Raw genomic sequence first — 8,208 nt, 5'->3', positions numbered from 1 at the left:
CCGCCCGACCCGCAACCGCGTCGTATCGCGTCCGCCCGGACCTCGTCGCACCGATGAGGTCCGGGCAGCGGGCCACGCACTCCTACTTCGTGGTCTTCGGGGTGTTAGCTGCGTTGGCGGAATCCGTCGACAGGGCCGCGATGAAAGCCTCCTGAGGGACCTCGACGCGACCGATGGTCTTCATCTTCTTCTTGCCCTCCTTCTGCTTCTCCAGCAGCTTGCGCTTACGCGTGATGTCGCCGCCGTAGCACTTCGCCAGCACGTCCTTGCGAATCGCGCGGATGTTCTCCCTGGCGATGATCCGACTTCCGATCGCCGCTTGGATCGGCACCTCGAACTGCTGGCGTGGGATCAGCTCCCGGAGCCGGGAGGTCATGGCCACGCCGTAGCCGTACGCCTTGTCCCTGTGTACGATCGCGGAGAACGCGTCGACGGCCTCGCCTTGGAGGAGGATGTCGACCTTCACCAGGTCGGATGCCTGTTCGCCGGCGGGTTCGTAATCAAGGCTGGCATAACCACGGGTACGGGATTTCAGCGCGTCGAAGAAGTCAAAAATGATCTCACCGAGTGGCAGTGTGTATTTGAGCTCCACCCGGTCGGTGGACAGGTAGTCCATCCCGCGCAACGTGCCGCGGCGCCCCTGACACAGCTCCATCACCTGGCCCACGAAGTCCGACGGCAGCAGCACCATCGCCTCCACGACCGGCTCATAGACCTCGTTGATCTTTCCTGCCGGCCAGTCGCTCGGATTCGTGACCACAGCCTCGCTGCCATCCTCCATGACCACCCGGTAGACCACGTTCGGCGCGGTCGAAATGAGCGTGAGGCCGAACTCCCGCTCGAGGCGTTCCCGGACGATCTCCAGATGGAGAAGCCCCAGAAAGCCGCAGCGGAACCCGAACCCCAACGCCGCGGACGTCTCCGGCTCGTAGGTCAGCGCGGCGTCGTTGAGCTGCAGTTTGTCCAGAGCCTCGCGCAATGCCGGATACTCACTGCCGTCAAGCGGATACAAACCGCTGTAGACCATCGGGCGTGGATCACGGTAGCCACCCAGCGCCTGCCCGGCCGGCCGATTCGCCGATGTCACGGTGTCCCCGACGCGGGCCTGTCGAACGTCCTTGACACCCGGGATGAGGTAACCGACCTCCCCCGCGGAGAGTCCGTCGCGTGGAATCGGGTCCGGCGAGATCACCCCGACCTCGAGGGTCTCATGGCTGGCCCGCGTCGACATCATCAGACAACGGTCCCGGGTGGTCAGGCGACCGTCGACCACCCGCACATAGGTGATCACGCCCCGATAGCTGTCGTAGACACTGTCGAAGATCATGGCCCGAGCCGGAGCGTCCGGGTCGCCCATGGGCGCGGGGATCCGGCGGACGATCTCATTGAGCAACTCGGGCACGCCCTGCCCGGTCTTACCCGATACCCGCAGGACATCATCAGGATCACAGCCGATGATCTGTGCAAGTTCGGCCGCGTACTTCTCGGGCTGCGCGGCCGGAAGATCAATCTTGTTGAGCACGGGGATGATCTGAAGGTCGTTCTCGAGCGCCAGGTAAAGGTTCGCCAAGGTCTGCGCCTCGATGCCCTGGGCCGCGTCGACCAGCAGCACCGCGCCCTCGCATGCCGCCAGCGAGCGGCTCACCTCATAGGTGAAGTCGACGTGACCAGGAGTGTCGATCAGATGCAGGATGTAGTCACGACCGTCATCGGCCTGCCACGGCAGCCGGACGCTCTGTGCCTTGATCGTGATCCCGCGCTCGCGCTCGATATCCATTTTATCCAGATACTGAGCACGCATGTTGCGGGCCTCGACCACGCCGGTCACACCAAGCATCCGGTCAGCGAGGGTTGACTTGCCGTGGTCGATGTGGGCGATGATGCAGAAGTTGCGGATCGACGCCTGGTCAACCGAAGCCTGGCTGACACGGCGAGGGTCGGAAGCTGCGGGCACGCGGGAGTCTTCTCGTTTCGTCGGGATGGACCTGCGCATCGTGGGACTGCACCCACTGTGGGACTGCACAGACCGTGGGTCCATCCCCATCGTGCCAGGCTCATCGTGCCCGCACTCAGCGGTCGCCGTCGTGCTGGGCCGGCAGGCGCACGCGCCGGCACTGCGCACGCGCCGGGATTCGGGGGGCGCCGGGATTCGGGGGCGGTCGAGCGGAGCCCGTGCCCGCCCGCGAGTGGTTCGTTGAAACCTTGATAGGGTTACCGATGTTTCCCCGGTGGCTTGGCTCCCGGGGGGATGGACGCACACCACCCGGCGGTGGTGAACCGACACCGGTGCCCGACCGCCGTCCATGCCGATTCGACGACCAGGGGTTCTTTCGCGTGGCCAACATCAAGTCGCAGATCAAGCGCAACCTCACGAACGAGAAGCGACGGCTGCGCAACAAGGCCGTCAAATCCGAGCTGAAGACGGTCGTCCGTCGCTTCCGCGCAGCCGCGGACGCAGGCGACCCGGACCGTGCCGGCCTTGAGCTGCGCATCGCGTCACGCAAGCTTGACAAGGCTGTCAGCAAGGGTGTTATCCATGCCAATCAGGCTGCCAACAAGAAGTCGGCGATGGCCGCGCGGCACGCATCCCTGACCGACGCCTGAGCGATCATCCACCCGCTTGCCAGTTCGGCCAGGGCCATGATGATCATGGATAGGACGCCGCAGGCTCCGAGCAACCCACGCAACCGGTCCGGTTGACCCGCGACCCGGCGCCTCGTCGTCAGGTGCCACGGTGCCACGGTGCCCGGAGTTACCGGCGGCTTCCCGTCGCGCGACCACGAGCCGCCACGATCTCTGCGACCAGGCGTTCCAGTCCGTAAGCCGGATCAACAGCGCCGCCCTTGACAGCCGCATCCGCAGCGCCGGCGGCACGCATCGCCCGCGCCAGCCCCGCATCACTCCACGCCTGGGCCGCCCGTTGGGAGCGCTCGACCTTCCAGTCGGGCATCCCAAGGGCGCGGGCCACCTCCCAGGCGGAGCCACCGGCGGCGGCGGAAACCCGAGCAAGATCCCGTAGCCCCGTGGTGACGGCGCTTACCACCAGTACCGGGGGAACCCCGCTGCCCAGCGTCTGGCGAAGCGCGGTCAGAGCCTGCGCCAGGTCTCCGGCGATCGCCGCGTCCGCCACCGTGAAACCGGTTGCCTCTGCTCGGCCTCGGTGATAGAGGGCTACCACCGCCTCATTGACCAGCCCACCTGAATCCGTAACCAATTGATCACATACGGCCGCGAGTTCGCGCAGATCACCACCAACAGCGTCCACCAGAGCCTTCACCGCGCCCGAGCCGATCTGGCCGCCGAGCCGACGGATCTCGGCCGCGACGAAGTCATGCCGGTCGCGCGGACGGGTGATACGCGCTGCCGGAATCACCCGCCCGCCGGCCGTCTTCACCGCATCCGCCAGCTTGCGGTTGCGCACGGCACCGCTGTGCACGACGACAAGGACCACGTCGTCCAGCGGTCGGGCCAGGTAGGCGAGCAGCGCGTCCCGAAGATCGTCCGCCAGCTCCTGCGCACCGCGGACCACGACGATGCGCAGCCCACCGAACATCGATGAGCTGGACAGGTCAACCACATCGCTGTCGGTCAACTCGCCGGGTGCCCGGTCGACAATCTCCACCTGGGCATCGTGGACCCGAGCCGCGTCCACGACGTCGCGGATCCCCCGGGCGACCAACAGCTCCTCGTCCCCGGCGATGAGGACCAGCCGCGGCAGGGCGGACGTTGACGACACGCTGGGGAGCATGTCATGCGCGCGGTCCGCGGCCCGCGACGCCCTTGTCAAGGGCACCCGACGCGCAGACGGCCCATCATCCCGTGGATGGTCATGATCCGGCTGGCCGAACCATGACGATCAGCTCAACGGTCACCGCTCCGATCGCTGCCGCAGCAAGAAGGCTGCGTCCGCGGCGCCGGCGGACCGCACCGAGCGTCGCCGTGGTGACGGCGACCAGGGCCAGGGCTCCGAGTGGACCGGTCGGCCAACCGATCTGTGCTCCCGGTGCCCGCGCGGCGATGTCGGCAATCATGATCAGCCATTCGCATGGCACGCCGGCGAGGGCGGCCAACAGCCGGGCCAGCGGCATACAGCACACTGCGGCCATCGTGGCGAGCACCCCAAGGATCGTTGCCGGGGCCACCGCGCAGTCGGCGAGCATGTTGGCCGGGATGGCGACGAGGCTGACGCCGCCGCCGATCGCGGCCAGCACCGGCGAGCAGGCGACATGTGCCGCCATGGCGACCGCGAGCAGCTCCGCCAACCACGTGGGCAACCGTCGTGACAGCGCATCCCGCCAGCCTGGAGCCAGGATCACCAGGCCTGCGGTCGCGAACACCGAAAGAGTGAAACCAACCGAGCGGGCGAGATCGGGACTGACGAGGACCAGCATGAGCACCGTGGCGCAGAGCGCGGGTATGGCCCCCCGTTGCCGCCCACCACCCGTCGCGACAATCCCGATCAACCCCATCACACCGGCCCGCAGGACGCTGGGAGACGGTCGGGCCAGTACGACGAAGCAGAGTAGGGCCAGTGCGACCCAGCCAGCCCGCAGCCACGGACCACACCGACTTCGCCGGACGAGGATCGTCGCTGCGGCGATGACGATCGCGCAGTTCGCCCCGGACACAGCCACCAAATGTGACATTCCGGCGACCCGGAAGTTGTTTTTGACGTCCTCGGCGAGATTGCCCGTGTCGCCCACCACCAGGCCCGGCAGCAGCCCTCGGCGCGGGCCGTCCAACCCCGACACCGCGTCGCGAAGCCCCTGGCGCAGATGGGCTGCCGCTGCCTGCACCATCGACGGCCCGCCGACCACCACCGGCGGGCCCCGGACGAAGATGACCGCCGCAACAGTGTCAGCCGCGCGTGGGGGCGCCAACGTGCCGTCGGCACGGACCCGCTGACTCGGTAACAGGCCCGCCCAACCGCTCGCGGTCGCCAGGACGAGCATCGGCTGGCGCAGCCGAAGATCACGCCCGGCCGCGGTGAGGCGCTCGACCCGCAGCGGGACGATGACCAGCTGAGTGTTGGCACCAGGGCTCACCCGCGGATCACCGGTGAGCGTCCCTTCGATGGTGGCGGCCGCTCGCATCCCATCAAGATCGGCAAGTGGACCGTGTACGCGACCACGGGCCGCGATACCCGCGGCGAGGACCCCAGCGGCGAGGCAGGCCAGCACAGCGAGCCCTGTTGCCGCGGGCCGCCAGATGTGTGTTCGCCGCACCAGGAGGACCGCACACACCAGTGTCGCGCCGAGGACGAGGGCGGCGATCAACAGCACGGCCGGGGCCGGCTCGGTCAGGCCCGCGCCTGCCGCGCCGCCCCAGGCCGCGAGCGCCGGCCCGACAAGCCGCAGGTCGGCGGGTCGATCGGGCCGATCACCCGCCATCAGACGGTGATGAGTGGCAGCAGATCGGCGAGTCGCCGGTCACCGACGCCGGTCACATCCCCCAGCTGGTGGGGCGAGGTGAAGGTGCCATGGGCCTTGCGCCACTCGACGATCCGCTGGGCAAGCACCGGCCCCACCCCGGGCAACCCGTCGAGAGCGTCGACCGTGGCGGTATTGAGGTTCAGCGGTGTTTCCGGCGTGATCGCCGACGATCCCGTGCCCCCACCGGTGCCACCGCCGGTCCCGGCACCGGCCGGCGCGGGAGGAGCCGGGCCGGGACGGCCGTCCACCATGATCTGTTCGCCGTCCACCAGGCGGCGCGCCAACGCGAGACCGGCCGTATCCGTCCCGGGTAGCACGCCGCCAGCTTGCGCAAGAGCGTCCGCCACCCGGGATCCAGCCGCCACGGTCAGGACACCGGGGCTGTGCACCTTGCCCACCACTTCAACGACAATTTGTGCTGCCGGGCTATGTGTGGCGCCAGCCGATGACCAGATCACCGGTTTCGAACCGGCGCTGTCAGCGTCCGCCGGCACATGCCCCTGGGCCCGCGCCGATGGCGTCCCAGCGGAGACAGCCATCAGGGAGACCGGTCTGTTCCGCCAGGCAAACCATCCAGCCGTCAATGCCGCGGCCAGGGCCACGACCACGAGCAGGAGCGCTCCGCGGATGGCTGGATCGACCAGGCCGCCGCGCAGAAGCCGCGGCAGGTGGTCAGCAAGACCCAGCGGACCGGACCGGGCAGCCGGTTGCCGCACAAGCCGACCGGCGGTGCCTTGGGGCGACAGCTCGTCGAACAGGTCACCTTCGTTGTGCTCGCCGGCGAGCGCACCGGACGGCGTCGACGGTGCCGCAACGTCGAACATCACCGGCTGCGGCTCCAGCACCTCCGAAACGCCCACGGCCGGCTGCGAGGCGTCGGTGTGACCACCCTCCGCCGCGGGGAACCCAGGGTCACCCATGACGGGCGTCCAACATGTCGGAACAGTCGGCGGTTCTACGTCGCAGCGTTCGGAAGGACTCAGCGGTGGGTAACCGTCCGGTCCGTGCGAGGCCAGGGTGCGGATTGTCGACAACCGGCGCCGGGGTGCGGCGGGGATGCCGACTGTGCGGGTAGCGCGAATGAACGGAAGATCAGCCATGTCCGCGACAGTAGAACGCCCCGTCATGGATGGCACGCTTCGATGCCATCCTGTGGATATCCGACTTTTATCCACAGGAAAACCACGGATGCCGAATGCTTCTGATATCTTCGGCATCATTGTTGATGTATGGTCGCCGGTTTTGATCAATCAGTTCGTACATTCTCCCCACGGTTGCCACCAACACCAGCCCGCCCGGATGCGCACCCCCGGCGTCGGCTGCAATCAGGCGAACGGAAGTTCGTCGGTGTCGCCTCCGACAACCGGGTCGAGTAGGTGCGGGTCGTTGTTGCGTACGTTCCCAACTCGGGAGGTGACCGGGTACGCCCGCAACATGCCCACGGGCGCGGGCGCGAGCATTGCGGTCACGGCTGCCGGATCGTCAAGGCGCGGGTCGAGCCAGCGCGACCAGGACGCCCGTGGCAGCAGCACGGGCGAACGTGGATGCAGGAACTCAAGGCCGCCGGCCGCGGTGGTGGTGATGATGGTGAAAGTCGCACGTACAGCGCCCGACGGTGGCTGCCAGACCTCGTACAGGCCCGCGAGCGCGGCGGGCCCGTCATCACCCGGATGCACCAGGTACGGCTGCCCACGGCGGGCGCCGTCCACCCGATGCCACTCGTAGTAACCGGTGGCCGGCACCAGGCAGCGGCGGGCACGCAGCGCGGCACGGAACGCGGGCTTGGTGGCCACCGTCTCCGCCCGAGCATTGATCAGACGGTTACCGATCGCACTGTCGCGTGCCCACGACGGCACCAGCCCCCAGCGAGCCATCCGCAGCCGCGCGCCCCCGTCCGGCTGCTCGGGCGGGACGACAACCACCGGAACCTCGCTGGTCGGCGCCACGTTGAAGTTCGGCTGGACGCCACCGGTCTCATCACGGGCCGTGAACGACTCCGCCAGCTGTCGCGCGCTCAGAGCATTGGCGTAACGACCGCACACACCATGACAGTCTGCCAGCCAACGGCCCGGCCGTCACCGCAGCAGCCACTCGACCGAGACAGCCAGACAGAACACGGACACGAGCGCGAAAAAGGCCACCCAGACCACGCCCGGCACGCCGGTCAGGCGCGCCAGCTGGTCGGGGTCCGATGTCGGCGCGCCTCGACGGCGGGTCCGTTGCACCTCGACGATCGGCCGCACACCGCCGATGAGGAGGAACCAGGTGACAAAGGCTGCGAACACCTCCTGATAGGGCGACGGCGCCAGCATCGACACGGCGATGACCGTCACCGCGCTCAGCGCTATCGACAACACGCCGAACGCGTTACGGATGGCCACCAACACTCCGAGCAGCAGGGCGACACTGAGTCGCAACAGCAGGCTCACCTGGTTGGCAGCCAGCAGGGCTGCACCGCCAAGGCCAAGGATGGACGGAGTGATGTAGCCGGCCGCAACCGTGATCACGACGCCCGGCCCGGTCGGGCGACCCGCCGACACGGTCACCCCGGAAGTGTCCGAATGTAGTCGGATCCCGCCGACGCGCCGGCCGCTTCCGACCGCTGCGAGCGCATGCCCACCCTCGTGCGCAATGGTGATCACATGTCGGGCCAACGGCCACAGACGATTGTTGAGCACCACGAGAAGGGCGACGGCGGCACCGGCAATGGCTGTCCATCGCGGCGGGTCCCCGGACGTGAGCAACTGTGTCCACTCGTCAGGCGTCGTACGTCTCC

At 68.1% G+C, this 8,208-nt stretch carries 7 protein-coding genes; 1 reads left to right on the top strand and 6 read right to left on the bottom strand.

Going from position 1 to position 8,208, the window contains the following annotated elements; genetic code table 11:
- Positions 1-82 precede the first annotated feature (82 nt).
- Complete coding sequence (gene lepA / locus U9980_RS06020; RefSeq protein ID WP_416210165.1) at positions 83-1,993, bottom strand: translation elongation factor 4; 1,911 nt, start codon at positions 1,991-1,993, stop codon at positions 83-85.
- Between the two features lie 341 nt (positions 1,994-2,334).
- Between lepA and rpsT the strand changes: the two genes are divergently transcribed.
- Complete coding sequence (gene rpsT / locus U9980_RS06015; RefSeq protein WP_322748161.1) at positions 2,335-2,604, top strand: 30S ribosomal protein S20; 270 nt, start codon at positions 2,335-2,337, stop codon at positions 2,602-2,604.
- Positions 2,605-2,752: 148 nt separating this feature from the next.
- Here the strand turns inward: rpsT and holA are convergent, their stop codons facing one another.
- The 5 genes from holA to U9980_RS05990 form a co-directional block, all read right to left on the bottom strand.
- A complete protein-coding gene (gene holA / locus U9980_RS06010) occupies positions 2,753-3,748 on the bottom strand; it encodes a DNA polymerase III subunit delta (RefSeq protein ID WP_416210166.1) in 996 nt (331 codons plus the stop codon).
- Between the two features lie 79 nt (positions 3,749-3,827).
- On the bottom strand, positions 3,828-5,390 hold the full coding sequence (locus U9980_RS06005) for a ComEC/Rec2 family competence protein (RefSeq protein WP_322767024.1): 1,563 nt from the start codon (positions 5,388-5,390) through the stop codon (positions 3,828-3,830).
- Positions 5,390-6,352 carry a ComEA family DNA-binding protein gene (locus U9980_RS06000; RefSeq protein ID WP_322767023.1) on the bottom strand — a complete coding sequence of 321 codons (963 nt, stop codon included), beginning with the start codon at positions 6,350-6,352 and terminating at the stop codon, positions 5,390-5,392. Before U9980_RS06000 ends, U9980_RS06005 begins: the two co-directional genes overlap by 1 nt.
- A 405-nt stretch (positions 6,353-6,757) precedes the next feature.
- A complete protein-coding gene (locus U9980_RS05995; RefSeq protein ID WP_322767022.1) occupies positions 6,758-7,474 on the bottom strand; it encodes an SOS response-associated peptidase in 717 nt (238 codons plus the stop codon).
- 33 nt (positions 7,475-7,507) lie between these two features.
- The gene (locus U9980_RS05990) at positions 7,508-8,140 is read right to left on the bottom strand and encodes a M50 family metallopeptidase (protein ID WP_322767028.1); all 633 of its coding nucleotides are present in this window, start codon (positions 8,138-8,140) and stop codon (positions 7,508-7,510) included.
- Between the last annotated feature and the right edge of the window lie 68 nt (positions 8,141-8,208).

The organism is Protofrankia sp. Cr1 (assembly GCF_963555865.1).
Lineage (GTDB): Bacteria > Actinomycetota > Actinomycetes > Frankiales > Frankiaceae > Protofrankia.
The sequence above is the reverse complement of the archived record's forward strand: the minus strand, read 5'-3'. Positions and strand labels throughout refer to the sequence as shown.